Annotated in this window: 21 protein-coding genes, 1 pseudogene and 1 CRISPR repeat array; of the genes and pseudogenes, 19 read left to right on the top strand and 3 right to left on the bottom strand. The window is 69.6% G+C overall.

What is annotated here, in order from left to right; genetic code table 11:
- Window positions 1-364 precede the first annotated feature (364 nt).
- A CRISPR array of direct repeats spans window positions 365-637; the repeat unit is 28 nt; unit sequence GGAACACCCCCGCCTGCGCGGGGCCGAC.
- A gap of 402 nt (window positions 638-1,039) precedes the next feature.
- The 3 genes from ACZ6S0_RS36965 to ACZ6S0_RS36955 are packed head-to-tail and all read left to right on the top strand — an operon-like array spanning window position 1,040 to window position 4,198.
- A complete protein-coding gene (locus tag ACZ6S0_RS36965) occupies window positions 1,040-2,158 on the top strand; it encodes an acyl-CoA dehydrogenase family protein (RefSeq protein ID WP_465923963.1) in 1,119 nt (372 codons plus the stop codon).
- A 13-nt stretch (window positions 2,159-2,171) separates the two neighbouring features.
- Window positions 2,172-3,011 (top strand): phosphate/phosphite/phosphonate ABC transporter substrate-binding protein, encoded by an 840-nt coding sequence (locus tag ACZ6S0_RS36960; RefSeq protein WP_465923962.1) that lies wholly within the window; start codon window positions 2,172-2,174, stop codon window positions 3,009-3,011.
- On the top strand, window positions 3,008-4,198 hold the full coding sequence (locus tag ACZ6S0_RS36955) for a hypothetical protein (protein ID WP_465923961.1): 1,191 nt from the start codon (window positions 3,008-3,010) through the stop codon (window positions 4,196-4,198). The genes ACZ6S0_RS36960 and ACZ6S0_RS36955 overlap by 4 nt, the downstream gene beginning before the upstream one ends.
- A 79-nt stretch (window positions 4,199-4,277) precedes the next feature.
- Here the strand turns inward: ACZ6S0_RS36955 and ACZ6S0_RS36950 are convergent, their stop codons facing one another.
- A complete protein-coding gene (locus ACZ6S0_RS36950; protein WP_465923960.1) occupies window positions 4,278-4,961 on the bottom strand; it encodes an ArsR/SmtB family transcription factor in 684 nt (227 codons plus the stop codon).
- A gap of 129 nt (window positions 4,962-5,090) precedes the next feature.
- On the opposite strand from ACZ6S0_RS36950, the gene ACZ6S0_RS36945 reads away from it, so the two are divergent.
- The 12 genes from ACZ6S0_RS36945 to ACZ6S0_RS36890 all read left to right on the top strand — a co-directional run bounded on the left by ACZ6S0_RS36945 (window position 5,091) and on the right by ACZ6S0_RS36890 (window position 19,756).
- On the top strand, window positions 5,091-6,230 hold the full coding sequence (locus tag ACZ6S0_RS36945; protein WP_465923959.1) for an NAD(P)/FAD-dependent oxidoreductase: 1,140 nt from the start codon (window positions 5,091-5,093) through the stop codon (window positions 6,228-6,230).
- A 40-nt stretch (window positions 6,231-6,270) separates the two neighbouring features.
- Window positions 6,271-7,023 (top strand): ArsR/SmtB family transcription factor, encoded by a 753-nt coding sequence (locus tag ACZ6S0_RS36940; protein WP_465923958.1) that lies wholly within the window; start codon window positions 6,271-6,273, stop codon window positions 7,021-7,023.
- A 78-nt stretch (window positions 7,024-7,101) separates the two neighbouring features.
- On the top strand, window positions 7,102-7,437 hold the full coding sequence (locus tag ACZ6S0_RS36935; RefSeq protein ID WP_465923957.1) for an ArsR/SmtB family transcription factor: 336 nt from the start codon (window positions 7,102-7,104) through the stop codon (window positions 7,435-7,437).
- 52 nt (window positions 7,438-7,489) lie between these two features.
- Window positions 7,490-7,951 carry an SRPBCC domain-containing protein gene (locus tag ACZ6S0_RS36930; RefSeq protein ID WP_465923956.1) on the top strand — a complete coding sequence of 154 codons (462 nt, stop codon included), beginning with the start codon at window positions 7,490-7,492 and terminating at the stop codon, window positions 7,949-7,951.
- Between the two features lie 133 nt (window positions 7,952-8,084).
- On the top strand, window positions 8,085-9,029 hold the full coding sequence (locus ACZ6S0_RS36925) for a DUF1702 family protein (protein WP_465923955.1): 945 nt from the start codon (window positions 8,085-8,087) through the stop codon (window positions 9,027-9,029).
- Window positions 9,026-10,888 (top strand): FG-GAP repeat domain-containing protein, encoded by a 1,863-nt coding sequence (locus ACZ6S0_RS36920; protein WP_465923954.1) that lies wholly within the window; start codon window positions 9,026-9,028, stop codon window positions 10,886-10,888. The genes ACZ6S0_RS36925 and ACZ6S0_RS36920 overlap by 4 nt, the downstream gene beginning before the upstream one ends.
- A complete protein-coding gene (locus tag ACZ6S0_RS36915; protein ID WP_465923953.1) occupies window positions 10,885-11,799 on the top strand; it encodes an enediyne biosynthesis protein in 915 nt (304 codons plus the stop codon). Before ACZ6S0_RS36920 ends, ACZ6S0_RS36915 begins: the two co-directional genes overlap by 4 nt.
- Before the next feature lie 4 nt (window positions 11,800-11,803).
- Complete coding sequence (locus ACZ6S0_RS36910; RefSeq protein ID WP_465923952.1) at window positions 11,804-17,188, top strand: SDR family NAD(P)-dependent oxidoreductase; 5,385 nt, start codon at window positions 11,804-11,806, stop codon at window positions 17,186-17,188.
- Window positions 17,185-17,625: an acyl-CoA thioesterase gene (locus ACZ6S0_RS36905; protein WP_465923951.1), complete on the top strand. Its 441-nt coding sequence runs from the start codon at window positions 17,185-17,187 to the stop codon at window positions 17,623-17,625. Before ACZ6S0_RS36910 ends, ACZ6S0_RS36905 begins: the two co-directional genes overlap by 4 nt.
- Complete coding sequence (locus ACZ6S0_RS36900) at window positions 17,622-18,269, top strand: NADPH-dependent F420 reductase (protein WP_465923950.1); 648 nt, start codon at window positions 17,622-17,624, stop codon at window positions 18,267-18,269. Before ACZ6S0_RS36905 ends, ACZ6S0_RS36900 begins: the two co-directional genes overlap by 4 nt.
- Window positions 18,266-19,204, top strand: a complete 939-nt coding sequence (locus tag ACZ6S0_RS36895; protein ID WP_465923949.1) for a hypothetical protein — start codon at window positions 18,266-18,268, stop codon at window positions 19,202-19,204. The genes ACZ6S0_RS36900 and ACZ6S0_RS36895 overlap by 4 nt, the downstream gene beginning before the upstream one ends.
- A gap of 12 nt (window positions 19,205-19,216) precedes the next feature.
- Complete coding sequence (locus ACZ6S0_RS36890; RefSeq protein WP_465923948.1) at window positions 19,217-19,756, top strand: hypothetical protein; 540 nt, start codon at window positions 19,217-19,219, stop codon at window positions 19,754-19,756.
- 5 nt (window positions 19,757-19,761) lie between these two features.
- On the opposite strand, the gene ACZ6S0_RS36885 is transcribed toward ACZ6S0_RS36890, so the two are convergent.
- Window positions 19,762-21,150, bottom strand: a complete 1,389-nt coding sequence (locus ACZ6S0_RS36885; RefSeq protein ID WP_465923947.1) for an LVIVD repeat-containing protein — start codon at window positions 21,148-21,150, stop codon at window positions 19,762-19,764.
- A 242-nt stretch (window positions 21,151-21,392) separates the two neighbouring features.
- Between ACZ6S0_RS36885 and ACZ6S0_RS36880 the strand changes: the two genes are divergently transcribed.
- The 4 genes and pseudogenes from ACZ6S0_RS36880 (at window position 21,393) to ACZ6S0_RS36865 (ending at window position 25,823) form a co-directional block, all read left to right on the top strand.
- Entirely contained in the window at window positions 21,393-22,820 is a 1,428-nt protein-coding gene (locus ACZ6S0_RS36880) for a DHA2 family efflux MFS transporter permease subunit (RefSeq protein ID WP_465923946.1), read from the top strand.
- A gap of 21 nt (window positions 22,821-22,841) precedes the next feature.
- A complete protein-coding gene (locus ACZ6S0_RS36875) occupies window positions 22,842-23,189 on the top strand; it encodes a VOC family protein (RefSeq protein ID WP_465923945.1) in 348 nt (115 codons plus the stop codon).
- Between the two features lie 7 nt (window positions 23,190-23,196).
- Window positions 23,197-23,451: pseudogene (locus tag ACZ6S0_RS36870) on the top strand (ArsR/SmtB family transcription factor); the annotation flags it as partial.
- Window positions 23,452-23,579: 128 nt separating this feature from the next.
- Window positions 23,580-25,823, top strand: a complete 2,244-nt coding sequence (locus tag ACZ6S0_RS36865) for an ATP-dependent Clp protease ATP-binding subunit (RefSeq protein ID WP_465923944.1) — start codon at window positions 23,580-23,582, stop codon at window positions 25,821-25,823.
- Here the strand turns inward: ACZ6S0_RS36865 and ACZ6S0_RS36860 are convergent.
- On the bottom strand, window positions 25,810-26,397 hold the full coding sequence (locus ACZ6S0_RS36860) for a peroxidase-related enzyme (protein ID WP_465923943.1): 588 nt from the start codon (window positions 26,395-26,397) through the stop codon (window positions 25,810-25,812). The two genes, ACZ6S0_RS36865 and ACZ6S0_RS36860, sit on opposite strands and share 14 nt — an antisense overlap.
- Between the last annotated feature and the right edge of the window lie 73 nt (window positions 26,398-26,470).

The following is a 26,470-nucleotide window of genomic DNA, read 5'->3' as shown; positions in this document are numbered from 1 at the left end:
AGATCAAACCAGGCGTCTACACCGCCGACCCGATCTCCGCAACGCTCTTGCCAGCAGCTCAGAAACCTTAACTACCTGGCCTTGGAGGAACGCCCCTACTTGGTGGCCACCGAACCGCCGGATGAAACTCTCGGACTGTTCCCGTAACCCCGCTTGCACGGGCCGACCAGCATGCGCACGAGGCTCATGCCATCGAAAGCGAAATATCCCCGCCTGGGCGGGCACTGGACGACGCAGCCGATGTCGTCGTGTTCTTCAGGACCATTCTTGCCTGCCCGGCGCCGATCGCTTCCACAGGTCAAGCTCGATTCCCGATTGAAGCACCCCCGCCTGCGGACATGACCGCGGAGCGATGGCGGAAGTAGGAACACTCCTGCCTGCGCGGGGCCGACGACCCGTCCGGGCTGGGACAGGACCTCGTCCAGGGGAACACCCCCGCCTGCGCGGGGCCGACCCCAGGGTGCGCCGCTCGTAGTAGCGGCCGATCGGAACACCCCCGCCTGCGCGGGGCCGACTCCTACACCTACCCGATGGAAACGGACTGGATGGGAACACCCCCGCGTGCGCGGGGCCGACTCGGGCAGCGCGTGCGCGTGCGGCACGCCCGGGGGAACACCCCCGCGTGCGCGGGGCCGATGCTTGTTCACCTGCGGGTTTGTCGGCGGAAGGCCCTGTTTTCCTTTGGTTGTGCAGCAGTGGGGTGCTGTTTTATCTGCCTGTGTCTCACGTCCAGGATGCTGGGTCTGCTGTCGCAGTGGATGGAAGAGGCGAATGGTACTTACAGGGTACGGGGTTGAGAGGATGTGACGGTGTTCGAGTTGGTATGTCATCTCCTCCGGGAGCCGACTATCTGTGAAATCTAAATTCTTTTAGAATTTCCAGGTGAAGGTGAAAAATATTCATGCTGCTCACCTGACCTGCTATGACACTTCCGACAGTTGACGCTAACGCTCACTTTGCGTAGGCTCGACCCTGCCGACTCGCAATTTCGCGCGAGATTGTTGACTCTTTTCGCGCATATCGAAAGTGGTGAATGGTCATGCCCATCGATCACGCCGCCCTGGATGCCGTCACACAAGACACCATCGCCCCTCAGGCCGCCGAAACGGACCGTTCCGGGGCCTTCCCGAGGGCGAGCATCGACGCCCTGGCCAAGGCCGGGCTGCTCGGACTGATCAGTGCCAAAGAGGTCGGTGGCCAGGGGGAGGATATGAAGGCCGCCGCCGAGGTGATCGAGAAGGTGGCGGGGGTGTGCGGGTCGACCGCGATGGTGCTGCTGATGCACTACTCCGCCACGGCTCTCGTCGAGGTCCATGGCGACCGCGCCACCCGGGCGGCGATCGCCGGGAACGGACATCTGACCACGCTGGCCTTCTCTGAGACGGGTTCCCGCAGCCACTTCTGGGCGCCGCTGAGCACGGCCCAGGCAGAAGGCGACGATGTGCGGCTCGACTCCGACAAGAGCTGGGTGACCGCCGCCGGTGAGGCCGACAGCTACGTATGGTCGAGTCGGCCATTGGCGGCCGAGGGGCCGATGACCATCTGGCTGGTGCCCGCCGACACCGCCGGGCTCGACGTCGGCGGACCCTTCGACGGGTTCGGGTTACGCGGCAACGCCTCCAACCCCATCAAAGGCCAGGGCATCACGATTCCGCGCTCGTCCATGCTCGGCGTCGACGGCGAAGGGCTCAACCAGGCGCTGGCCTCGGCGCTGCCGTTCTTCCTGGTGCTGAGCGCCTCGTTCTCGCTGGGGCTGATGGAGGCGCTGGTCGCCAAGGCCCACGACCACCTCGTCAGCGCCCGGCTCGACCACCTCGGACAGTCGCTGGCCGAACAGCCGATGCAGCGCGCCAAGTTCGCGCAGCTGCGCACCCGCACCGACACGGTGCGCACCTTCCGCGATGACACCCTGGCCGCGCTCGGCGCTGGACGCGCCGACGCCACGCTGCGGGTGCTGCAGGTCAAGGCCGTCGCCGGTGAAGCGGCGGCGGAGGTCGCCGACGGCGTGATGCGCGTCTGCGGCGGGTCGGCCTTCCGCAAGTCCGCCGGGGTGGAGCGGCTGTTCCGCGACTCGCTCGCCGCGCGGGTGATGGCCCCGACGACCGAGGCCCTGCACGACTTCGTCGGACGGGCCACGCTCGGCCTGCCGCTGTTCTAGGAAGGCGCGGGCGATGACTCTTCTCATGGGTGCGGTGGCCTACGACCCCAAGGTGGTCACCATCTGGGGTGGGTTCCGATCTTGGCTGAACGACAACGGGCTGCCGTTCGACTTCGTGCTGTACTCCCATTACGAGCGCCAGGCCGAAGACCTGGCCGAGGGCCGGATCGACGCGGCGTGGAACTCGCCGCTGGCGTGGATCCGCAGCCGCCGCCTCGCGGAGGCTCGCGGGCGCATGCTCACACCGCTCGTCATGCGGGACACCGATCGCGATCTGAGGTCGCTGATCGTCGTACAGGCCGATTCTCCCTTCAAGGATGTGGCCGACCTGAAGGGCGAGACCGTCGCGGTCGGGGCGGTCGACTCGCCGCAGGCCACGCTGCTGCCGCTGTCCTATCTGACCTCCCAGGGTGTGCAGGTAGATGTCCAGCGCTTCGACGTGGGTGTCGGGCTGCACGGCGACCACATCGGCGGCGAGCGGGACGCCGCCCGCGCGCTGGTGTCGGGCACCGTCGCCGCAGCGTGCATGATCGACTCCAATCACCTGCTGTTCGGCAAAGAGGGCACTCTGCCCGCGGGGTCGACTCGGGTCATCGGCCAGACGGAGCCGTTCGACCACTGCAACATGACCGTCGGCGAGACCGTGTCCGACAAGGCGAGGACGGACTTCGCCGAACTGCTGCTGTCGATGTCGTACACCGACCCGAAGGTCAGGCCGCTGTTCGACCTGGAGGGGCTGACCCGCTGGGAGCCGGGTCGTACCAGCGGTTACCCGGCATTGGAGAAGGCCGTCGACGAGACCGGTTTCTACGACGCGGCCGGCGCCGTCACCGCCGCCGACTACCGGCCATGATGCTCGACCTGGGCGATCTGAGTTTCGAACAGGGCGCCCACATCCTGCTGCAGCGGGCACTCGGCCCGCTGCGGCCGGGTGAGGAACTGGGCGTTGCGGGGCTCGATCCGGCGCTGGTCATGCATGTGGAGGTGTGGTGCCGGGCGAAGGGGCACCTCACCCGCCGTGTGGACGAAAACGACGACGGCATCCGGGTCTGGGTCACCCGAGGTCGCGCCGACCTCGATCGGTGGGTGCACGCCGAACGCGCCGGCGAGCCCTCGCCGCACGGTATCGTCGACAGGCCCCCGGCTCACTGGGGTTTGGCAGCCCGGGGCGCGCTCGTCGAATCGGGCGGACCGCCGATCGCCGCCGACCTCGCGTCCAGGGAACTCGTCTGGGCCGACCTCGCTCCCACGTTGTACGCCAACGCGGCGGCCTCCCAGTGGGATCCGGCCACGGCCATCGCGTGGGATGCCCCGGTCGACCTGGCGCCGGAGATCGAGCGCGCGGTCGTGCAGGTCATGACGTTCCTGGTGGAGAACGAGCAGGCCGCGCTGGTGGTCCCGGCCCGGCTGCTGGCCCGCATCCACCCGCACTTCCGCGAGGTGCTGCAACTGCTGGCGGTGCAGGCCGCCGACGAGGCCCGCCACGTCGAGGTCTTCACCCGGCGGGCGTTGCTGACGGGCGGCGAGATGGGCACCTCCTCGGTCAGCGGCCGGGAGTCCCTGGCGACACTGCTGCGGGAACCGGACTTCTCGATGGCGTCGTTCCTGCTGTCGGTCCTCGGCGAGGGCAGTTTCCTCAACCTGCTGACCTTCATCGACCGCAACGCGCCCGATCCGGTGACCCGGCAGGTCGCCCGCATGGCCCGCCAGGACGAGGCCCGCCATGTCGCCTTCGGCGTCGCCCACCTTCAGCACCAGGGCACCCTCGATCGCACCCTGCTGGGCCGGTTGCGCGGGGCGATCGAGCAGCGGCACGAGACACTCATTTCCAGCGCCGGGCTGAACCAGGACGTCTTCGACTCCCTGGTCGTGCTGGCGGCGGGGGAGTGGACCCCTGCGGGTATCAGACGTGGCTACGCCGCGGTGCAGCAACTCCAGGCGGAGATGGACGAGGGCCGGCAGCACCGGCTGGTGCGCCTCGGTTTCCCCCACGACGAGGCAGCCGAATTGTCGGCCCTGCATACGAGGAACTTCATGTGAGATTTATGGCCCGGCCGGAAAGCTCGTGAAAACGGGATCCCCCGCCGACCGCGACACGCCGGCCTTCTCGTCCCGTAATTCACGTATCCTTTTGAATGTTTGACTCCTCCTTTTCAACGGGGAGTCCGGCGACCTGCCACTCGAGCATTCCCTCGTTCAGTCGTGCCGCTGGAATGCCGTGGGCATTCAGGATGCGCACCGCCTTCGGGGCGAAGACGCAATAGGCGCCCCGGCAGTAGGCGACCACCTCCGCGTCGGGCGGTAGCTCGCTGAGGCGCTCGGGCAGATCGTCGATGGGGATGCACAGGGCGCCGGGGATGTGGCCCGCGTCGTACTCGCCCTGCGGGCGGACGTCGAGGATCGTGACGCGACCGGTCTCGGCACGTCGTAGCAGCTCATCGCGGGTCACCTCCTCGGTCTGCTCTCCCAGATAGGCGACCACGGCGACCTGTACGTCGGCCAGCCGGGTGGCGGCGACGGACCGCAAACGGGCATACAGCTCGACCACATCGTCGCCCGCCAGGCGGTAGAGGACCCGCTGGCCGTCGCGCCGGGTGGCGACCAGGCCGCCGTGGCGGAGGGTCTGCAGGTGCGCCGAGGTGCTCGTCACCCCCATGCCCGCGGTGTGTGCGAGGGCTTCCACGCTCTGCTCTCGCTGGGCGAGCAGGTCGAGAAGCTCCAGGCGCTTGCCATGGCCGAGGGCTTTACCGACCCGGGCTATCTGGTCGAAAAGGGAGGCTTTTCTCTCGCTGTCTCTGACCATATAATCCTCCAATGAGCAATGGATTAATGGATGCATGGAGAAGTATATCTTTCCGCGGGGCCTCTGTCTCGTAAATCGACTGGTCAGAGCCGCACCGAAAAGATCGATTCGATTCGACGGGAGCACACCATGACCAACACCGTTGTCGTCCTGGGAGCCGGAGCGGGCGGCCTCACCGTCGCCGAAGCCCTCCGTGAACGGCTGCCAGAAGCCGACCGCATCCTGCTGGTAGATCGTTCCTTCGACGGAGTCCTGGGCCTGTCGCTGCTCTGGGTCATGCGCGGCTGGCGCAGTCCCGAGCGGGTCCGGGTCAGGCCCACCCCCGAATCCCTGCCCGGCGTCGAGATGGTCAGGGCCACGGTCGAACGCGTCGACCTGGATGCTCGCCGCGTGCACACCGACTCCGGAGTGCTCGACTGTGATGCGCTGGTGGTCGCACTGGGCGCCGACCTCGACGCGGGAGCCATACCGGGACTGGCCGAGGAGCTGGAGAGCGGCCGGGCCGGAGAGTTCTACACCCTCGACGGGGCCGCCGCGATGCGGGAGAAGCTGACCGCGTTACGGCGCGGCCGGTTGGCCGTGCTGGTCGCGGGGGTGCCCTTCAAGTGTCCGGCCGCGCCGTTCGAAGGCGCCCTGCTCGCCGCCGACCTGCTGACCGAGACGGGGGTACGCGACCAGGTGGGCATCGACGTGTTCACCCCCGACCCGCTGCCGATGCCCGTCGCCGGTCCGGCCGTCGGCCAGGCGCTGGTCGGCATGCTCACCCAGTCGGGCATCGGTTTTCACGGGCAGCACGCGATCGAGTCGGTGAGCCCCGGCGAACTCCTCTTCGCGGGCGGCGTCAAGGAGACGTACGACCTGCTGGCCGTGGTGCCGCCGCACCGGCCGCCGGCCGCGCTGGGCGGGTGGCTCCCCGTCGCCCCGCGCACCTTCGCCGGCACCACTCCAGGCGTCTGGGCGATCGGCGACGCCAGCGCACTCATCCTGCCGAACGGCAAGCCGCTGCCCAAGGCGGCGGTCTTCGCCGAGGGCGCGGCCGACGTCGTGGCCGACGGCGTCGCCCGGCACCTCGGATACGAGGCCCCCGAGCCGTGGTTCGACGGGCGGGGTTCCTGCTACATCGAGCTTGGCGACCGGATCTCCGCGAAGGGCGACGGGGACTTCCTGTGCGAACCCGCGCCCGAGGTGACCCTGTTCGCCCCCTCGCCCCTGTTCCACGAGGAGAAGGCCGATCAGGAAGGCAACTGGCTCAAGCGCTGGAACGCATAACTGGTCATCCCCAGCACATGACGGGAAAGGCAAGGTAGACATGACCACCGACAACGTGACCACGGTGCTCGCCGAGTTCGCCCGAGTCGCCAAGGCGCTGGCGAATCCCGTCCGGCTCCACCTGCTCGACCTGCTCTCGCAGGCCGAGCGGAACGTCGAGGACCTGGCGACCGCGGCGGGGGTGCCGATCGGCAACACCTCCGCCCAACTGAAGGTGCTGCGGGACGCGGGGCTGGTGTGCAGCCGCCGGGACGGCACCCGCATCTACTACCGCCTCGCCGGCGACGACGTCGCCACCCTGTACGCCAATCTGCGCCAGGTGAGCCGCAGGCGGGCACCGGAAGCGGAGACTCCCCGGGTGGTGCCCCTGCGGGTGGCCGCCTCCGATGCCACGATCACCCGTGAGGAACTGCTGCGCCGCCGAGGGGACGGCCGGACCCTGTTGATCGACGTCCGTCCGGCAGTTGAGTATCTCGCCGCCCACATCCCGGGCGCGATCTCCATGCCCATCGAAGAACTGCGCACCCGGGTGGGGGAACTCCCCACCGGCGCCGAGGTCGTCGTCTACTGCCGCAGCTCCCACTGCCTGCTCGCCCGAGAGGCGTTGTGGCTGCTCAAGTCGCACGGCCGGTGTGCTCGCCGACTTGAGGAGGGCATGCTCGAATGGCGCCTGCAGCGCTTCCCGCTGGCCTCAGGCCGCCCCAAACCTCGCCGCCAGTTACCGGTGACCCCTGTGACTCCGGTACGTGAGCGGGAGCACTCCGCCGTCCGACGGCGCCTGACCTCGTTGTGAAAGTTGACGCTTACGAAAGGTGGTGCCTACTCTCGTAATCATTCAGGGGTTTCGCCCCCTGGGCTAGGATCGAACTTCATGAATGGTGACGTGGACGAGCTGCTGCGGGCGATAGCCGAGCCCCGCAGGCGGGCGATCCTGCGTCTGGTCGCCACAGAAGAACTCCCCGCCGGCCGCATCGCCGAGCATTTCGAGGTGACCCGTTCGGCCGTCTCCCAGCACCTGCAGATCCTCAAGGACGCGGGTCTGGTTCTGGAGCGGCGTGATGGGACCAAGCGGATCTACCGGGCCAGTGAAGGGGCGCTGGCCCAACTCCGTGAGGCCGTCGAGTCGTTGTGGCGCGAGAGCATGGCGCGCGCCCGCGACTCCGTCGAAGGTCACGACGGGTTGCGCGATGAACACGTGGCGGGCTGATCCGTCTGGCAGACTTGCCCCTGTCCGTCCGCCGCAAGCAGGGGTAGCGCTGATGACCAGCCCGACCGAGACCAACGTCGAACCCATCCGTCACGCGGTCAACGTCGAGGCCGACCAGTCGCGGACGTTCAGCACCTTCACGCGGAAACTGGCCACCTGGTGGCCCGTCGAGGCGATCGCCATCGAACCCGGACGGGTGCGCGACGTGCGTCTCGAAGAGCACGTGGGCGGACGCATTTACGAAATTCTCGACGATGGCCAGGAACGCGACTGGGGTCACATTCTCCGGTGGGATCCGCCAAATCTCGTGTCGTTCACGTGGGAGGTAGTCAAAACGCCCACGCTCACCGAGGTCGAGTTGCTATTCAAACCCCTGGGGCCCGCCCTGACACGGGTGGAGATGACCCACAAGGGCTGGGAGAACCTCACCCCGCTGCTCATGGAGTCCTACCTGGCACACCGCTCTGGCTGGGCATTCATTCTGAGCCGATTCGAGGCGCAGGTCAACGGCTGATTCGCCGTCAAGCTATTCAATAGATCCTTTTAGAATTTGTTTTCGCACGTCGCAGACTTTCTGCCGAATCGTCCGTTGACACCCCTTTTCGCGATGTTATTTGTTGCCTTCTGTGGCAACGTCGCATTCTCCTGTGAGATCCGCACTCCGCCGACCGCTCACCCTCCGGCCCGAAGAGCTTGATCTCGGCGCGCGCGGGTTCCGGCTCGCCGACCCGGCGGTCCGGCCGGTACTCAATTCGGTGGTCGCCGCCTTCGCCTCCGGGTACAACGGGATCCTCTCCCGCGATCCAGCCGAACTCAACATCGAAAGGCTGAGCCCGCGGATCCGCGGCTTCGCCTACGAAGGCGCCGCGATGAGCGCCGTCATCCTCGACCTGGTCACCCTCAGCGGCGGACGCCGGATCCGCGAACTCGACCGGGTGACCGGCGGGCGCTACGTCCACCTGCTGCTGGTCGGCGCCGGGTGGGCCTACGCACGCCTGCGCCTGCGGCCCTGGCGCGGAGTGCGGTTCGGGCCGCCGGTGCTGCGCTGGCTGGCCTGGGACGGCTGGGGTTTCCACCAGGCGTTCTTCCACCCGGTGAAGGTGTTCGGCAACGGCTGGATCGAGGCCCGCGTACCGGCGGACTGCCGCCCGATCCGCGATCAGGGCGCGGGGCGGGCGCTGTGGTTCTACGCCGGAGCCGAACCCGCCCGCGTCACCGAGGTGATCGACGGCCTTCCTGAAGACCGCCGTGCCGACCTGTGGGCGGGCATCGGCCTGGCGGCCGCCTACACCGGGGCGCAGTCCCCAGAAGCGCTGAACCGCCTGGTCGTGGCCGGTGACGGCTACGCCGTCGCGCTCGCGCAAGGGGCGGCGTTCGCGGCCAAGGCCCATCTGCTGTCGGGAGTGGTCACCGACGAGACCGCCGCAGCGGTGAAGATCCTCACCGGCGCCGACGTGCTGGCGGCCGCGCGGTGGACCGACGACGCACTGGCCGCGCTCGACGGCCGCCCCGACACCCCCGAAACCTACGAAGCCTGGCGGGCCGGTGTCCGCGACGCCTGGGCCTCCACCCTGGGAGAGGTGACACGGTGACGTCCCCGATCAGAAGACGCCTGGTGCAGATCCTGGCGGTCGTCCTGGTTCTGGCCGGATGGCAGGTTGCCCGGCCACCGGCCGCCGCACCCGCGACGGCCGATGCCCTGGCCAAGGGCTTCTCCTTCCAACGGCTCCCGCTGAACGGCGCGGCGACGGAACGCTCCATCCGCGTCGTCGCACCGGCCTACAAGAAGATCGACCACTGGATCTCGTCGCTGGGCGGCGCGGTCGCGCTGGCCGACGTGGACGCCAACGGGCGCCCCGACGACGCCTGCCTGGTCGACGCCCGCGACGACTCGGTCCGCCTGCTGCCCGTTCCGGGCACGGGCGACAGATACCCCGCCCGTCCCTTGACGGCGGGCGCGCTGCCGTACACCACGGCGATGGCGCCGATGGGCTGCGTGCCCGGCGACTACAACGAGGACGGTCGAACCGACCTGCTCGTCTACTTCTGGGGCCGCAGCCCGATCCTGCACCTGAACTCCGGCACCGGATTCACGCCGAGGGAGATGGTCACGCCGTACGAGATCTGGAACACCAACGCGGTGTCGCTGGCCGACTTCGACGGCGACGGCCGGACCGACGTGGCGATCGGCAACTACTTCCCCGACAACGCCCGGATCCTCGACCCGATCGCCGTCCAGTTCGGGATCCAGATGCAGGACTCGATGTCCAGGGCCTACAACGCCGGACGCAACCGGATCCTCCTCGCCCAAGGCGGGGGCCGCTTCGCCGAGGCCGCCGGCGCCTTCGACGCCGAGATGGGCGACGGCTGGACCCTGGCGATGGGCGCCCAGGACCTCGACTCCGACGGCCGGCCCGACCTGTACGTCGCCAACGACTTCGGCCCCGACCGCCTGCTCCGCAACATCTCCACGCCCGGCGCGCCGCGCTTCGAGCTGATGGAAGGGGTACGGCACTTCACCACCCCGAAGTCCAAGGCCCTCGGCTGGGACTCTTTCAAGGGCATGGGCGTCGCCTTCGGCGACCTCAACGCCGACGAGGTGCCCGACATGGTGGTCAGCAACATCACCCAGGACTACGGCCTGCACGAGAGCAACTTCGCCTGGCTCAGCGCCGACGGCGTCGCCTTCAAGGCCGAGGGCACCGCCTCCTACGACGACCACAGCGAACAGATCGGGATCTCCCGCTCCGGCTGGGGCTGGGACGTGAAGATGGGCGACTTCGCCGGGACGGGCGACCTACAGATCGTCCAGGCGACCGGCTTCATCAAGGGCGAGACCAACCGCTGGCCGGAACTGCAGGAACTGGCCATGACCAACGACGCCCTACTGGTGAATCCGGACCTGTGGCCACGCTTCCAGATCACCGACGACCTGTCGGGAAGCGACCCCGACCGGTTCTTCGTCCGCGGCGCGGACGGCCGCTTCCACGACCTGGGCGGACGGCTCGGCCTGGACGACGGCGGCCCCACCCGCGGTATCGCGCTGGCCGACGTCGACCACGACGGCCGGCTGGACTACGCCGTCGGCAACCAGTGGCGGCAGTCGCACTTCTACCGCAACACCAGGACCACCGACCTGCCCTACCTCGGGCTGACACTGACCCGCCCGGCCACCTGCCAGGGCGCCGCCACCCCGACGCCGGCGATCGGCGCCTCGGTGCGGCTGCGTTCCGGCGCGGCCGGGGTGACCACCGGCCAGGTGTACCCGGCCGCCGGACACGCCGGGGTCTCGTCCCCCGAGTTGCTGTTCGCCCTGTCCGGCCCGGGCGCCGACGCCACCGTCACGTGGCGCGACGGCTGCGGGGTCCGGCACAGCTCCGACCTGCGGCTGACCTCTGGATGGCACACGGTCCTGCTCGGCAACGACGGAACCGTCAAGGAGACCCGATGAAAGACCCCCGCGTCATCGCACTGCGCCGGTTCGCGATCTCGATCACGGCCTTCAACATCCTCGGCCACGCGGTGCTCGGCTTCGAACAGGCCTACGTCACGCCGCTGGCGGCGCTGGTTGCGGCGTACATCCTGGAGATCGGGCTGGAGTGGCTGGACGCCACGGCGACCGGGCGGACGCCCAAGTTCCGCGGCAACGGCTTCAAGGGGCTGGCCACGTTCCTGCTGCCGGCCCACATCACCGCGCTGGCCTGCGCGATGCTCCTGTACGCCAACGACCGCATCGCCCCGGTGATCTTCGCGGTGATCGTCGCGATCGCCTCAAAGTACCTGATCCGGGTCCGGGTCAAGGGCAAGCTCCGGCACGTGCTCAACCCGTCGAACTTCGGCATCGCCGTGGTGCTGATCGTGTTCCCGTGGGTGAGCATCGCGCCGCCGTATCACTTCACCGAGTGGATCAGCGGGCCGCTCGATTGGGTGGTGCCCGCGTTCATCCTGGTCTCCGGCACGGTCATCAACGCCATGCTCACCAAGAAGATCCCGCTCATCCTCGGCTGGGTCATCGGCTTCGCCGCCCAGGCGGTGATCAGGACCGGCATCGACGGCACGGCCACGGTGACCGCGCTGACCGTCATGACCGGCACCGCGTTCATCCTGTTCACCAACTACATGATCACCGACCCGGGGACGACGCCGGTCAAGCCCGCCAACCAGGTCGCGTTCGGCGTGGCCACGGCGGCGGTGTACGGGCTGCTGGTGCACGTGCACATCGCGTTCGGCCTGTTCTTCGCCCTGGTCATCGTCTGCGCCCTGCGTGGCGCGGCCCTCGGGGTGATCTCCCTGCGCACCCGCGCCGAAAGCCCCGTCGAGGAACCTGCGCCACAGCTCGTCGCCACCGCCACCAGGACGTGATTCCGTGTACGACCGCGCCACCATCGCCATCGTCGGCGCCGCCTGCCGCTATCCGGGCGCCGACGACCCGGCTCGGCTCTGGGAGTCGGTGCTGTCCCGCCGGCGGTCCTTCCGGCCCATCCCTCCGGGCCGGTTGAACCTGGCCGACTACGCCGGCGACCGCGACGGCACCTACGCCAGGTTCGCGGCCGTGCTGGAGGGCTGGACTTTCGACCGGGCCCGCTTCCGCATCCCCGGGCCGGTCCACCGGGTCACCGACACCACCCACTGGCTCGCCCTGGAGGTGGCGGCCGACGCCCTGGCCTCCGCCGGCTACGCCGACGGTTCCGGGCTCGACCGGGACCGGGTCGGCGTGGTCGTGGGGAACACGATGAACGGCGAGTTCAGCCGTGCCAACGGGCTGCGGCTGCGCTGGCCGTATGTCCGCCGGGTGATGCAGCAGGCGCTGTCGGAGGAGGGCTGGGAGGCGGCCGAGCTGGCCCGGTTCCTGGCCACCGTCGAGCACCGGTTCAAACAGCCCTTCCCCGAGCCGAACGACGAGAGCCTGGCGGGCGGGCTGGCCAACACGATCGCCGGGCGGATCTGCAACTACTTCGACTTTCACGGCGGCGGCTACACCGTCGACGGCGCCTGCGCCTCGTCGCTGCTGTCGGTCGTCACGGCGGGCAACACACTGCGCGCCGGGGCGGCCGACGTCGTCGTCGCCGGGGGAGTCGACCTCAGCCTCGACCCGTTCGAGCTGGTTGGATTCGCCCGGACCGGCGCGATCGCGACCGACGCCATGCGGATCTACGACGAACACCCGACCGGTTTTTGGCCCGGCGAGGGCTGCGGCATGGTCGTGCTCATGCGGGCGGAAGACGCACTGGCCGAAGGCCGGGCGCCGCTCGCGCTGATCCGCGACTGGGGCGTTTCCTCCGACGGCCGGGGCGGGATCACCCGGCCGGAACAGGCGGGCCAGCTACTGGCCGTGGGCCGGGCCTACGAGCACCTCGCCTACGGGCCGGAGGATGTCGCCCTGTTCGAGGGCCACGGCACCGGCACTGCCGTCGGCGACGCGGTGGAGATCGCCACCCTGATCGAGGCGCAGCGCGGCAGACGGACCACCGCTCCCGCCGCGCTCGGGTCGGTCAAGGCCAACATCGGCCACACCAAGGCTGCCGCCGGGCTGGCCGGGCTGCTCAAGGCCGCGATGGCGCTGCACCGGCAGGTGCTCCCGCCGACGACCGGCTGCGACACGCCCCACCCTGGTCTGCGCGCGGACGACGTGCCCCTGCGGGTTCTGGAAGAGGCCGAGCCCTGGCCGCAGGACACGCCGCTGCGGGCCGGGGTCAGCGCGATGGGGTTCGGCGGCATCAACACGCACGTGGTCCTGGAAGCGGCGGCGGTGATCCGGCGCACCGAGCTGGCACCCCGGGAACGGCTGCTCGTACACCGGCCGCCAACCCACGAGGTGATCTTCTTCGGGGCCGACAGCATCGACGAACTGCGGCACACGCTGGACCAGACCGTCACCGCATCCGCGACGATGGCGTTCAGCGAGCTGGCCGATCTCGCCGCCAGCCACATCCCTGGCGGGCGGCCCGCATTCCGGGCGGCGCTGGTGGCCGCCGATCCCACGCAACTGGGCGAGCGAGCCCGCAGAGCCGTCGCCGCCCTCGACGAGGGCTTCGTGGTCTTCCCCGGAGGCGCGGTGGGGGCGGGGCCGGCCGGTCGGGCCGGGTTCCTGTTCACCGGCCAAGGCGCTGGGGTGCCGGCCGGGCCGGGAGCGCTCGGCGGGTTCGACCCCGAACTGGCCGCGTACTTCGACGGCGGGACTGGGGACACCGTCGACACCGCCGTGGTGCAGCCGGGGGTGGTGCGGGCCTCGATCGCGGGCCTGCGCTGGCTGAGCTCCCTCGGCGTCACCGCGCATGCCGCCACCGGGCACAGCCTGGGAGAGATCACCGCGCTGCACTGGGCCGGAGCGCTCACCGAGGCGCAGGCCGTCGAACTCGCCGCCGGACGCGGCAAGATCATGAAGACCCACGGCACTCAGGGCACCGGGATGGTCTCGGTCATGGCCGGCCGAGGTCTGGCCGACGCGCTGATCGCGGGCACCCGCCTGGTGGTCGCGGCCGAACACGGCACCTCCCACGTGGTCGCCGGACCTGACGAGGACCTGGCCGAGCTGATGGCCCGGTGCCGGGATCGCGACGTGACCGCACGGGTGCTGCGGGTCAGCCACGCGTTCCATTCACCGGCCTTCACCGAGGCCCGGCCCGTCCTGGCCGAATACCTGCGCGATCTGGATTTCGGCCCGGTACGGCGGGCGGTCCACTCCACCGTGCTCGGCACCCGGCCGGAACCGGAGGCCGACCTGCGAGATCTGCTGACCGAACAGCTCACCGCGCCCGTGAAGTTCGCCGATGCCGTCACCGGCCTGGCCGAGGACTGTGACCTGCTGGTGGAGATCGGCCCGGGTCAGTCGCTCACCACACTGGCCACCGCGCTGACCCCGCTGCCGGTCGTCGCGATGGACGTCGGGAGCGCCACCGCCGCGGCACCGCTCCAGGCCGTCGCCGCGCTGTACGCGCTCGGTCTGGTGACCGACCCGCAACCGCTCTTCGCCCGACGTTCGCACCGGCCCTTCGACCTGTGGCGGGAGCCGCGATTCCTGGAGAACCCGTGCGAGCGGGCGCCCCAGGTGGAGGCAGGCTACGAGCCGCTCGTCACCGAGGCCGTTCCAGAGGTCCGTACGGCCTCCGGCGACATTCCCGGGACGGTACGCGAACTGGTCGCCGGGTTGCTGGAGCTACCCGTCGAGGCTGTCGGCCCAGACGACCGGCTGCTCAGCGACCTGCACCTGAACTCGCTAAGGGTGGTGCAACTCGCGGGGGAGGCGGCCACAGTGCTCGGGCGGGCCGTTCCCACCGAACCCCTGATGTCCGCCGACGTCTCGGTCGCCGAACTCGCCGCGCTGATCGCCGGGCTCCCGGCGGCCGACGAGACGGAGCCGCCGCTGGAGGGGGTGGCGAGCTGGCACCGTCTGCTCGTCGAGGACACCGAGCCCGTCGAACTGGCCCGAGCCGCCCGCCCCCACGCGTGGCGGATCAGCGGCCGGGGGCCGTTACGCGAGGCCCTCCCGCTTCGTGTGGGCTCGGAGGCCGAACTCGTCTTCCTCCCGGAGGACCCCTCCGATGAGGACGTCGCGGTGCTGGTCGCGGCCGTCCGTACCGGATCGCCGGTGACCGTCGTCGACCACGGCGACACCGCGTCGGGCTTCCTTGCCTCGGTGCGCGCCGAACATCCCGACCGGTGGTTGCGGTGGATCCGCGCCCGCGACGCGGAATCGCTCGCGACCGTGCTCGCCGCCTCCTTCGAGGGCCCCGTCGAGGTGCACGCCGACAACGGTGTGGGCGTCCCGGTCTTCCGCCCCGCACCGGGCGGAACCGGCGAACCTCCGCTGACCTCGGATGACGTGGTGTTGGTGACCGGCGGCGGGAAGGGCATCGGCTTCCGGTCCGCCCTGGACGTCGGCGCCGCCTACGGGTGCCGGCTGCTGCTGCTCGGCCGCGCCGACCTGTCCGCCGACGAAGAACTACGCGGCAACCTGGCCGTCCTCACCGAGAACAGAATCCGGTACGCCTATCTCCAGGCCGACCTCGCCGACCCTTTGGCCGTGAGACAGGCGATCGATGAGCCGGTCACCGCGATCATCCACAGCGGCGGTGTCAACGAGCCCAGACGCTTCGCCGAACTGACCGACGACGACCTCGCCCGGCACGCCGCCGCGAAATATCACGGTCTGAGGAACGTCCTGGCGGCGGTCGACGTCGCGAGGCTGCGCCATGTGGTCACCTTCGGGTCGGTGATTGGCCGCTTCGGCCTTGCGGGCGAGGCCCACTACGCCCTGGCCAACGGCCGCATGCGCGAACTGGCCCGCGTCCTCGCACTCCAGGCGCCGGGCTGCCGGGTCCGCAACGTCGACTGGACGGCCTGGTCGGGCGCGGGCATGGGGGAGCGCCTCGACGTGCTCGACGGCCTGCGCCGGGCCGGTGTCGACCCTCTCCCGGCCGAGCGTGGCGTGGAACTCCTCCATGAGGTGCTGACCTCTGACGGCCCGACCCTCCTGGCGACCGGGAGGCTGCCCCAGCTCGACCGTCCGGGCGACGCGGCGGGGCCGCTGCTCACCCGGACCCGGCTGCACGTCCCGGGTGTCGAACTGGTCGCCGAGGTCGACCTGGCGCTGGACACCCATCCCCAGCTCAGCGACCATCTCATCGACGGCATCGCAGTGCTGCCCGCCGTGGTCGCGCTGGAGATCATGGCCGAGGCCGCCGCAGCGCTCACCGGGCAGCGCGTCACCTCTCTGGGCGAGGCGCGGTTCGACCGGCCGGTCATCGTGCCGGCCGATGGGGTGCGGACGGTCCGCGTCTGCGCGGTGACCGGCCCGGACGGCGTGCGGGTGGTGCTGCGCAGCGATGAGAGCGGCTATGCCGCCGACCACTTCACCGCCGTCGCGGGCGTCCCGCCCGACACCGTCGAGCCGCTGCGCCGGGTCTCGGCGTTGCCTCCGCACGACGGGGCCGATCTGTACGGGCCGACCTTCTTCCACGGCCCCGCCTTCCAACGGGTCCGCCGCTACGACCACCTGGAGGCGACCGCCTGCGTCGCAGTGGTGGACGCCGCCACCCGCTGGTCACCGGACGGGACTCAGCTGGGCGACCCCACGTTCACCGACGCCACCATCCACGCACTCCAGGTGTGCGTGCCCGGCCGCCGTCTGCTGCCGGTCGGCTGCCAGGCGATCACGGCCCACGACACCGGGCCGTACCCGGACGAACTGCGGTTGTCGGCCGTGGAGCGCCACCGCGACGGGGCCGAGCACGTCTACGACGTGTCCGTGCACGACGCCGACGGCAGGCCGGTGCTCAGCTGGAGCCGGTTGCGGCTGCGCGACATCGGCCCGCTCGAACCCCGCGACGGCTGGCCCGCCGTCCTGCTCGGCCCCCTTCTCGAACGCGGGCTGCAGAGCCTGCTGCCCGACATCAGCGTCAAGGTCGAGACAGGCCCCGGCCTCGACCTGGAGGTCACCGGCGCGGCCTCGCTGGGCTGCGCGATCGACCACGTGGCCCTCGACGCCGAGGAGCCGCCAGGGGAGCCCCATCCGATCACACGGCTCACCGGCGAGTCTGCCGCCTCCACGCACGCGCGGTTGCGCACGGCACGTTCCTGTCTGGCCGCGGCGGGCGACACCGGCGGGGTGCCGCTCACCGTGTCCGGGGTCTATGAGCAGGGATGGGTGCTGCTGCGCGGCGGGCCGCACCGGATCGCCTCGGCGATCGTGCGCATCGGCGGTGAACTCCGGCCGGTGGCCGTGGCCGTCCTTGTGAAGGGAACACCGTGAACCCCCACTTCGCCTACGAACACCTGGTGACCTTCGCCGACACCAACCTCGTCGGCAACGTGTACTTCGCCAACTACGTCGCCTGGCAGGGCGCCTGCCGGGAACGGTTCCTGGCCGACCACGCCCCCGGAGTCCTGCGCGGCCTCTACACCGACCTCGCGCTGGTCACCGTGTCGTGCTCGTGTGAGTACTTCGCCGAACTGCAGGCCTTCGACCAGGTGTCGATCCGCATGACGCTGCGCAGCATCGACCTCAACCGGATCGTCATGGGCTTCGACTACTTCCGCGTCAGCAACGGCCCCGGCCAGCTCGTCGCCCGGGGCGCCCAGACGGTGGCCTGCATGCAGCGCGTCAAGGGCGACCTCATCGCCATCGACGTCCCCCAGGAGCTCTACCAGGCGCTGGACGCGTTCGCCGTGCCGGGAAGCCGGCGGTGACCGGCGAACCGGTCGGTGTCGTCGGATGCGGCTCGATGGGCGCCGCCATCGCCGGGCTACTGCACCGCAGCGGCCATCCGCTGATCCTGGCGGGCAGAACCCGCCGGACCGCCGAGATGGTGGCCTCCGCCCTGCCCGGAGCGCTCGCCGCGGATCTGCGCACGGTCGCCGCGCGGGCCCCGATCGTGATCCTGGCCACCCGGCTGCGGGTGACCTGCCAGGTCGTCGCTCCACTGGCCGCGCGCGACCTGGCCGGGCGAATCGTCGTGGACGTCTCCAACCCCGACCCCGGCGACCTGCCGCCCGGTGGGCCCCGGACCTCGGCCGAACTCGTCGCCGACGTCTTCCACAAGAGCGCGGTCGTCAAGGCGCTGAACTGCGTCTCGGCACGGCGGCTGCGCGCCGTCCGGCCCGGCGACGGCCTCACCGTGCCCATCGCGGGCGACGACCCCGGCGCCAAGGAGGCGGTGACCCGCCTGCTCGGCGGAACCGGGCTGAACATCGTCGACGCCGGGCCCCTGTCGGCCAGCACGTGGATCGAGTCGCTGGCCGCCTTCCTGCGTCACCTCGGCACCGAGCAGGGCTTCGGCGACTCCTTCGGGTTCCGGCTCATCACCCCCCACGAGAAAGGACGGCCAACGTGACGGCCACCCAGCCCCAATCCACCGTGCCCCCACGCACGGACATCCCCGACCATCGACGGCGGATCATTCTGTTCAGCTTCCTCAGCGGCTTCGCCCTGACCGTGTTGTGGTCGGCGCCGTTCGTCGACAAAGTCATCGGCGAGAACGTGACCAGCGCGATCATCGGCCATGAAGCCAGCGGAGCCCCCATCGCGGGGGTGCTTTCCGGCGTGCTGTTCGCCTTCGCCAGCGGCCTCGGCGGCACGTTTACGGCCTGTAACATCGCCGCTCTCGGCGCGGTCGCGCCCATGCTCGGCGAACGCCGGTCCATCAAGGGCCGTATCACCCAGGCGCTCGTGCCACTCGGCTGGCTCGTCGCCGGAATGACGGTCGTTTCGGCCCTCTACGGGGTCGTGGCCGCCTTCTTCGGCACGAACATGCCGCAGTACTCCACCGCCACCGTCACCTCCGGGCTGGCACCACGTCTGGTCCAGTCGCTGGTCGTGTTCGGCATCCTCGGGCTGGTCATGATCTATCTCGGGCTGGCGGCGCTGCACCTGGTGCCCGACCCGCTGGCGAAGATCTCGGCCCGGTTCCCGCACGCCCGGTCGCTGGTCATGGGCGTGCTCATCGGCCTGTTCCTCATCGGCCGGCCCTTCGGCCTGTACCGGCAGCTCTTCCGCGACGTCGCCGACAGCGGCAATCCCTTCTACGGCGCGCTGTCGTTCGTCACCCAATCGCTGGGCAACATCGTCGTGCTCGCGGTGCTGTTCCTGCTGCTCGCGGTCGCCACCGGCGGACGGGTCCAGCGCTGGCTCACCTCCAAGCCGGGCCGGGTCGCCGTGGTCGCGGGCTCGGCGCTGCTCGTCGCCGGGTTCTTCACCTTCCTCTACTGGGACGTCCGGCTGCTCGCCCGGACCGGCGTCATCTGGTTCCCCATCATCACCTGGTACTGACGGAGGTTCGTCATGCGTTCCTGGGCCATCAACAACCGCTACCACCACCTCGCCCTGTGGGTCTATCTCGTGGTCGTCGTGGCCCACTGGGCTGAGCACATCTCCCAGGCGATCCAGATCTACGCGCTCGGCTGGCCGCTGCACGAGGCCCGCGGCGTCCTGGGCGTGCCCTTCCCGTGGCTGGTGCATTCGGAGTGGATGCACTACGGGTACGCCCTGCTCATGCTCGTCGCGCTGATCCTGCTGCGCCCCGGCTTCACCGGCCGGGCCAAGACGTGGTGGACGATCTCCCTCGGCATCCAGGCATGGCACCACCTGGAGCACCTGCTGCTCCTCATCCAGGCGCTCACCGGCTCCTACATCGCCGGCAAGACGGTGCCGACCAGCCTGATCCAGCTCCTCATCCCGAGGGTCGAACTGCACCTGTTCTACAACAGCATCGTCTTCATCCCGATGGTCGTGGCGATGGTGCTGCACATGCGGCCCCGGCCGGAGGAACGGGCGGCGATGAACTGCACGTGCGCCGCCCGTTCGCTCGTCTCGGCCCGCTGACCGGCTCATGCCTTCCTGGCGTACTGGGTCTGCGCGTTGAACTCCCTGAGCTTCACGTCCTTGGCCGACCGCAGGCCGGGGTCGCGCAGATCCAGCACGTCCAGGCCCTTCTGGGTGTCGGTCACATAGACGTAGCCGTTGTAGTGGTAGGCCGACCACGCGCCGCCGAGCATCACCTGCTTGTCCGACAGCGGGGGCCGGTCGAAGTAGGCGATCTCCCTGGGGCGGCGTGGGTCGGTGAACTCCCAGACCGACACGCCGCCCTGGTACCAGGCCTGGACCATGACGTCGCGCCCGGTGACGGGCACCAGGGAGCCGTAGTGGGCCACGCAGTTCTCGGTCGGCCCCTGCTCGCGGGGGATCTTGTAGTAGCTCTGCTTGACCAGCCTGCGGCCTTCGATCGTGTAGACGGCGTTGGCGCCCTTCTCCTGGCCGACCATCTTGTTGCAGGTGGGGGCCATGCCGCCGCCGAGTTCGTCGGTGAAGACGACCTTGTCGCCCTTGTCGTTGAACAGCGCGGAGTGCCAGAAGGCGAAGTTCTCCACATCGCGTTCGGTGTCGATCACGCGGGGCTCGAGCCGGTCGGAGATGTCGATCAGGATGCCGTCGCCCATGCACGCCCCGGCCATCAGGTCCTTGGCCGGGTAGGCCGCCAGGTCGTGGCAGCCGCTGGTCGGAAACCAGGTGGCGCCCTCGTCGCCGGGGTTGCCGCCGCCGGGGAAGAGGACGGGCTGGGCGGCGATCTTCGCCTTCTCGGGCGTCTTGACCGGGACCTTCACGATCGCGATGCCGTTGTGCGGTGGCTGGCAGGTGGGGTTGGTCGGAGCGGGGCCGTAGGAGGAGACGTACAGGAACACCGCGTCCTTGTCGCGGCCTTCGCCGGGCACCAGCGTGTTGGTGTGCGAACCGCACGGGGTGCGTACGGCGGCCACGTAGCGCGGGTTCGACCTGTCCTTGATGTTGAAGATCTTGATGCCCTCCCACGCCTGTGGGTCGGTCGGTGAGGCGGGGGCGCTCTTGCAGGTGTTGTCGCTCCGTGGATCGTCGGTCGACAGGAACAGCAGGTCACCATGGATGGACAGGTCGTTCTGCGCCCCGGGACACAAGACCTGGCTCACCAGCTTCGGGGCGGTGGGGGTGCGGATGTCGTACACGACGAAGCCCTCGAAGTTGCCGGCGATCGCATGATCGCCGGTGAAGACCAGATCGGTCATCGGCGCCATCGGGGCGGCGAACGGGCCGGGCTTGGGCACATTGGCCACCGGCTTGACATTCGGACTGTTGAGCACCGCGGCCGGCGCAGGGGACGGCGCGGCGGCGCTGGGCGCGCTGCCGAAGGCCAGGGCGAGGACGGCCAGCGCGCCGCCCACGCGTAAGGGGGTTCTCCGGTTCATGACTTCCAGTGGATTACTTTATAAATATATAGTCAACATCTCGACCGAGGATTCCGGCGAAGCGGGCATGTGATCGGAGAGTTCACTTTCCCGGCCATTTCTGGGGACCGGGGCCTGCCAAGTGACAGTTGACGCTTTCGGAAGCAGCTACTAACGTTTAAAACCATAGAGTGATCTTTCGGCCGGGCCAGGAGCGCGCGAGGCGCTGCCCGGTCCTTCCCCCCTGTCTGGTTGGAGTGACCATGACCGACGTCTCCTCGCAGTTCCCCAAGGACCGCCAACGCTGGACGCTCGTCCTGGCCTCGTTCGCGTCCTTCATGGTCGGTCTCGACGTCCTCGTCGTGACCACCGCTCTGCCGACCCTGCACGAGGAGCTCGGCGCCGGCGTCGCCGGACTCGGCTGGACCGTCAACGCCTACGAGCTGGGCTTCGCGGCGTTCATCCTGACCGGCGCCGCGCTCGGCGACCGGTTCGGACGGCGGAACCTGTTCGTCGCGGGCATCGCGATATTCACGCTGGCCTCGGCCGTGTGCGCGCTCAGCACCACCATCGAGACCCTGATCGCGGCCCGTGCCGCGCAGGGCATCGGCGGCGGCATCGCCATCGCGCTGGCACTGGCCGTCATCACCGACGCCACCCCGCCGCAGGACCGCGGCGCCGCCTTCGGCATCTGGGGCGCCATCTCCGGCGTGGCCGTGGCCGCCGGACCGTTGGTCGGCGGCCTGGTCATCCAGGGCTTCGCCTGGCAGTGGATCTTCTGGCTGAACGTCCCGGTCGGCATCGTCCTGATCGTGCTGAGCATGATGCGCATCGCCGACACGCGAGGTGCGGTCCGGGGCATCGACATCGTGGGCCTGATCCTGTCCACGCTTGGTGTGTTCGGCATCGCGCAGTCGCTCATCCGGGGTGGCGACGTCGGCTGGACCGAGCCGACCATCCTCATCGGCTTCATCGGTGGCCTGATCGCGCTGATCCTCTTCGTGTACTGGCAGACCAAGGCCCCCAGCCCGATGATGCCGATCGGGATGTTCGCCAACCTCAGCTTCACCGGCGGATGCATCGCGGGCTTCGTCCTGGCCGCCGCCCTCTACGGCAACGGCTTCGTCTTCGCCCAGTACCTGCAGCTCGCCGAGGGCAACTCGCCACTGGGCGTCGGCCTTCGCATGCTGCCATGGGTAGGCCTGGCCATCTTCATCTCCCCGATCGCCGGGAAGCTGGCCGACAAGATGGGCGAGCGCCCGCTGGTCATCATCGGCCTGCTGCTGCACGCCATCGGCTTCGGCGCCATCGCCTTCATGGCCGACGCCGGCACCGGCTACGGCCCGATGATCTTCCCGCTGCTGCTGGCCGGCATCGGTGTCTCCATCGCCTTCCCGACCGTCGCCTCCGCGGTGATGCGCTCGGTGAACCCCATGGAGGCGGGCATCGCGGCGGGCGTCAGCAACACCGTCCGCCAGGTCGGCGCGGTCTTCGGCGTCGCCGCAGCGGCCGCCACCTTCACCATGACCGGCGGCTACGGCAGCGCCGAGAGCTTCGTCGACGGGTTCACCCCGGCCACGATCGTGCTCACCGTCATCACCCTGGTCGGCGTGGTGGCCGCCTTCATCATCAAGCGGCCCGAGTTCGACATGGCGCCGTCCCCCGAGCCTTCCCCCATCCGCGAAAACTAACGAGAAGGGACACACATCATCATGGGCAACCCCATCGCCTGGTTCGACCTCACCTCCAAGAGCGCGGGCGTCTCCCGCAGCTTCTACTCCGAGGTCTTCGGCTGGAAGATCGACGTCGACCCTCAGATGGGCTACGGCATGGTCGACACCGGCTCCTCCGAAGGCATCTCCGGCGGTATCGGCGAGAACCCCGACACCGCCCCCGCCCTGGTCGTCTACCTCGTCGTCGACAACGCCGAGGAGACCCTCAAGCAGATCGAAGCCAACGGCGGCCAGCGCGACGTGCCGCCCTACGAGATCCCGGGCATCGGCACCATGGCCACCTTCAAGGACCCCGACGGGATCACCGTCGGCCTGTGGCAGCGCTGAGCTGACCATGGCCGCCGGTGAGATGGGCGAACAGCCCCCGGACGAGGAGCTCGACATGGTCCTGCGGGCCATCGCCGACCCGACCCGCCGGGCGATCCTGCATCTCATCGCGTCCACGGAACTTCCGGCCGGGCGGATCGCGGAGCACTTCGCGGTCACCCGGTCGGCGGTTTCCCAGCATCTGAAGGTCCTGCGGGAGGCCGGCCTCGTGGTCGAACGCCGCCAGGGCGCCCGCCGCCTCTACCGGGCCAGCCAGAGCACCCTGGCCAAGCTGCGCGCCTTCCTCGAGGACATCTGGTGGGCGGGCTTCGCGCGGGCCCGGGTCGAGGCGGAAGACCGAGATCCAAAAAAAAATGACTCCATGACGGGGTGGCCACGCGAGGAGCGCAGATGGTGGACCGGCTCAGCGCACGTGCGCGCAAGGCGGTCGTCCTGGCCCAGGAAGAGGCCAGGATGTTCAACCACAACACCATCGGCACCGAACATCTGCTGCTCGGCCTGGTCCAGGCCGGAGGTGTCGCAGGGGCCCTGTTCCACGAGATGCGGGTCGAACTCGACCTCGTGCACGAGCAGGTCGAGATCGTCGTCGGTCCCGGGCCCGTGTTCACGCCGGGACCGATCCCGCTCGGGGAGCACGCGACCCGGCTGATGGCCCGCGCCGCCGAGGAGGCCCGTCGGCTCGGCGAGGACACCGTCGACACCGAGCACATGCTGCTCGGCCTGCTCGCCGACGAGGACGACCCCGCCGTCGCCGTGCTGCGCGGCCTGTCGGTCGACCCGGTCCGGGCCCGCGAACGCGTCTACGAACTGCTGGACCAGGTCCCGGAGCCGATCCGCGCCGCCACCGGGCCGGTACGCTCCATCGACCTGCTGCTGTCGCGGTTCGGCCGCAGCCTCACCGACGCCGCCCGCTCCGGCGAGCTCGACCCCGTCATCGGCCGCGACCACGACCTCGACCGGCTGACGCAGGTGCTGCTGCGGCGGACCAAGAACAGCCCGCTGCTGATCGGCGAGCCCGGCGTGGGGAAGACCGTCCTGGTCGAGGCGCTCGCTCAGCGGGTGGTCGCCGGGGCGGTGCCGGAGGAACTGCGCGGCAAACGCCTCTACGCGCTGGACCTCGGCTCGCTGATCGCGGGCGCCCGGGAACGAGGCGTCTTCGAGGAACGCCTGCGCACCATCCTCAACGAGGCCCGCACCGACGGCGACGTCGTCCTGTTCGTCGACGAGATCCACGCCCTGATCGGCGCCGGCGACCGGGCCGGGGCACTCGACGCCGCGGCGATCGTGAAACCACTGCTGGCCAGGGGCGAACTCCGCGTGATCGGGGCCACCACCCCCGAGGAGTACCGCCGGTACTTCGCCGGGGACGTCACCATGGAGCGCCGGTTCCAGCCGATCACCCTGGAAGCGCCCAGCGTCGCGGCCACCATCGGCATCCTCAAGGGCCTGCGGTCCCGCTACGAGGCCCATCACCAGGTCGTCATCACAGACGCGGCACTGGTGGCCGCCGCCCGCCTGACCGACCGCCACGTCACCGGCCGCGCCCTGCCCGACAAGGCCATCGACGTCATCGACGAGGCCGGGGCGCTGGCCCGGGTCCGCTCCCTGACCGGCGGCCAGACCCGCGACAAGGTGGACGAGGAACTGGTCGCCGAGGTGCTGACCGCCATGACGGGCATCCCGCTCGAACGGCTGACGTCCGAGGACCTGACCCGCCTGCGGGGGCTGGAAGACGAACTACGGGCCCGCGTCGTCGGCCAGGACGCCGCCATCGCGTCCCTGAGCGCGGCCATCAGGCGGTCCCGGGCGGGGGTCGCCGACCCCGACCGTCCCGTCGGCTCGTTCCTGTTCGCCGGCTCTTCAGGAGTCGGCAAGACCGAACTGGCCCGCGCTCTGGCCGCCGTCCTGTTCGGTGCCGACGACGCGCTGATCCAGATCGACATGAGCGAGTACGCCGAACGTCACTCCGTCTCCCGTCTCATCGGCGCCCCACCCGGCTACGTCGGATTCGAGGACGGCGGGCAGCTCACCGACCGGGTCCGGCACAAGCCGTTCAGCGTCGTGCTGCTCGACGAGATCGAGAAGGCCCACCCCGACGTGCTCGACGTGCTGCTCCAACTGGTCGAGGAAGGTCGGTTGACCTCGGGTGACGGCCGCACCGTCACCTTCACCAGCGCCGTGGTCATCCTGACCACCAACCTCGGCACCCGCGAGGCGTCCAGCCCCGGTGCGGGTTTCGTGGGGGAGCGGGTGGCCGACACCCTCGTCCTGACCGAGTTGCGGCGGCATCTGAGGCCCGAGTTCCTGAACCGGCTCGACGACATCGTGGTGTTCGCCCGGCTCGGGCACGCCGAACTGCTCAGCATCGTCGACATGGCCGTGACCGACCTGGCCCGGCGCCTGTTCGAGAGCGCGGGGATACGGCTCCAGGTGACCACGCCCGCCCGGGAGTTCCTCGCGCGGCTGGGGGACGATCCAGCCATGGGGGCCCGCCCGCTGCGCGGGGCGGTCCGGCGTGAGCTCGACGACACGCTCTCGGCCCAGATGCTCAGCGGCCGGCTGACCGCCGGGCAGACGGTGCTGTTCGGGGTGAGCGACGGGGAACACCCGTCGCTCACTTTCACCGTTCTATGAGCGCTTCGGGTTCGGCTTCGACCAGCTGACCGAGAGAGACCAGCCCGGCAGCGCTCACCATCCGGGTGACCCAGTTGAACTGGCAGGCGGTCCAGAGCGCCTCCAGGATCTGCGCGTCGCTCCAGCCGCAGGCACGCGCTTTGGCGAAGGCGGCCTCGGTGATGCGGTGAGGTTCGTTCGTGATGCGACCGGACAGGCGCAGCAGCTCTCGTACGGGCTCCGGCAGGTCCATCTGCTCGACGTCTTTCACCGCCAGGCTCGCCTTCAGCGCGGCGTCGGCGTTCAGCAGGTCGAGGAAGAGCACGTGCGCGTCGACGCAGTAGCTGCAGGAGACCTCACGGGCCACGAACGCGGCGATCAGCTCCTTCACGTCGCGGGGAAGTTCGCCGTCGTCGAAGACCGAGCGATAACCGTCCCAGAACACCTTGAGAAATGATGAGCGAGTGCTGACGAGCTTGAAGACGTCGGGCACCAGACCGAGCCCGAAGTGGTCACGGATTTCGCGGTAGAGATCGGCGATGTCACCGGTGGCGGCGCCTTCGGTGACGACCTGGACGTGGACGCCTTGGGTCATGTGCGCTCCTCTGGGTTGCCGAGACAACTTACATATTCTATGTATAATTAAAGTAACCAGGCGAAGTAAGGAG

The sequence above is a fragment of the Nonomuraea sp. NPDC051298 genome (assembly GCF_055586305.1).
This window is presented reverse-complemented; position numbering and strand designations above follow the sequence as displayed.

Bases quoted from the DNA above. Each gene is read 5' to 3' on its own strand.
- ACZ6S0_RS36915 (WP_465923953.1), top strand. From the start codon at position 10,885: ATGAAAGACCCCCGCGTCATCGCACTGCGCCGGTTCGCGATCTCGATC.
- ACZ6S0_RS36950 (WP_465923960.1), bottom strand. From the start codon at position 4,961: ATGGTCAGAGACAGCGAGAGAAAAGCCTCCCTTTTCGACCAGATAGCC.
- ACZ6S0_RS36940 (WP_465923958.1), top strand. From the start codon at position 6,271: ATGACCACCGACAACGTGACCACGGTGCTCGCCGAGTTCGCCCGAGTC.
- ACZ6S0_RS36945 (WP_465923959.1), top strand. From the start codon at position 5,091: ATGACCAACACCGTTGTCGTCCTGGGAGCCGGAGCGGGCGGCCTCACC.
- ACZ6S0_RS36890 (WP_465923948.1), top strand. From the start codon at position 19,217: ATGCGTTCCTGGGCCATCAACAACCGCTACCACCACCTCGCCCTGTGG.
- ACZ6S0_RS36865 (WP_465923944.1), top strand. From the start codon at position 23,580: ATGGTGGACCGGCTCAGCGCACGTGCGCGCAAGGCGGTCGTCCTGGCC.
- ACZ6S0_RS36880 (WP_465923946.1), top strand. From the start codon at position 21,393: ATGACCGACGTCTCCTCGCAGTTCCCCAAGGACCGCCAACGCTGGACG.
- ACZ6S0_RS36930 (WP_465923956.1), top strand. From the start codon at position 7,490: ATGACCAGCCCGACCGAGACCAACGTCGAACCCATCCGTCACGCGGTC.
- ACZ6S0_RS36860 (WP_465923943.1), bottom strand. From the start codon at position 26,397: ATGACCCAAGGCGTCCACGTCCAGGTCGTCACCGAAGGCGCCGCCACC.
- ACZ6S0_RS36875 (WP_465923945.1), top strand. From the start codon at position 22,842: ATGGGCAACCCCATCGCCTGGTTCGACCTCACCTCCAAGAGCGCGGGC.
- ACZ6S0_RS36955 (WP_465923961.1), top strand. From the start codon at position 3,008: ATGATGCTCGACCTGGGCGATCTGAGTTTCGAACAGGGCGCCCACATC.
- ACZ6S0_RS36885 (WP_465923947.1), bottom strand. From the start codon at position 21,150: ATGAACCGGAGAACCCCCTTACGCGTGGGCGGCGCGCTGGCCGTCCTC.
- ACZ6S0_RS36965 (WP_465923963.1), top strand. From the start codon at position 1,040: ATGCCCATCGATCACGCCGCCCTGGATGCCGTCACACAAGACACCATC.
- ACZ6S0_RS36935 (WP_465923957.1), top strand. From the start codon at position 7,102: ATGAATGGTGACGTGGACGAGCTGCTGCGGGCGATAGCCGAGCCCCGC.
- ACZ6S0_RS36960 (WP_465923962.1), top strand. From the start codon at position 2,172: ATGACTCTTCTCATGGGTGCGGTGGCCTACGACCCCAAGGTGGTCACC.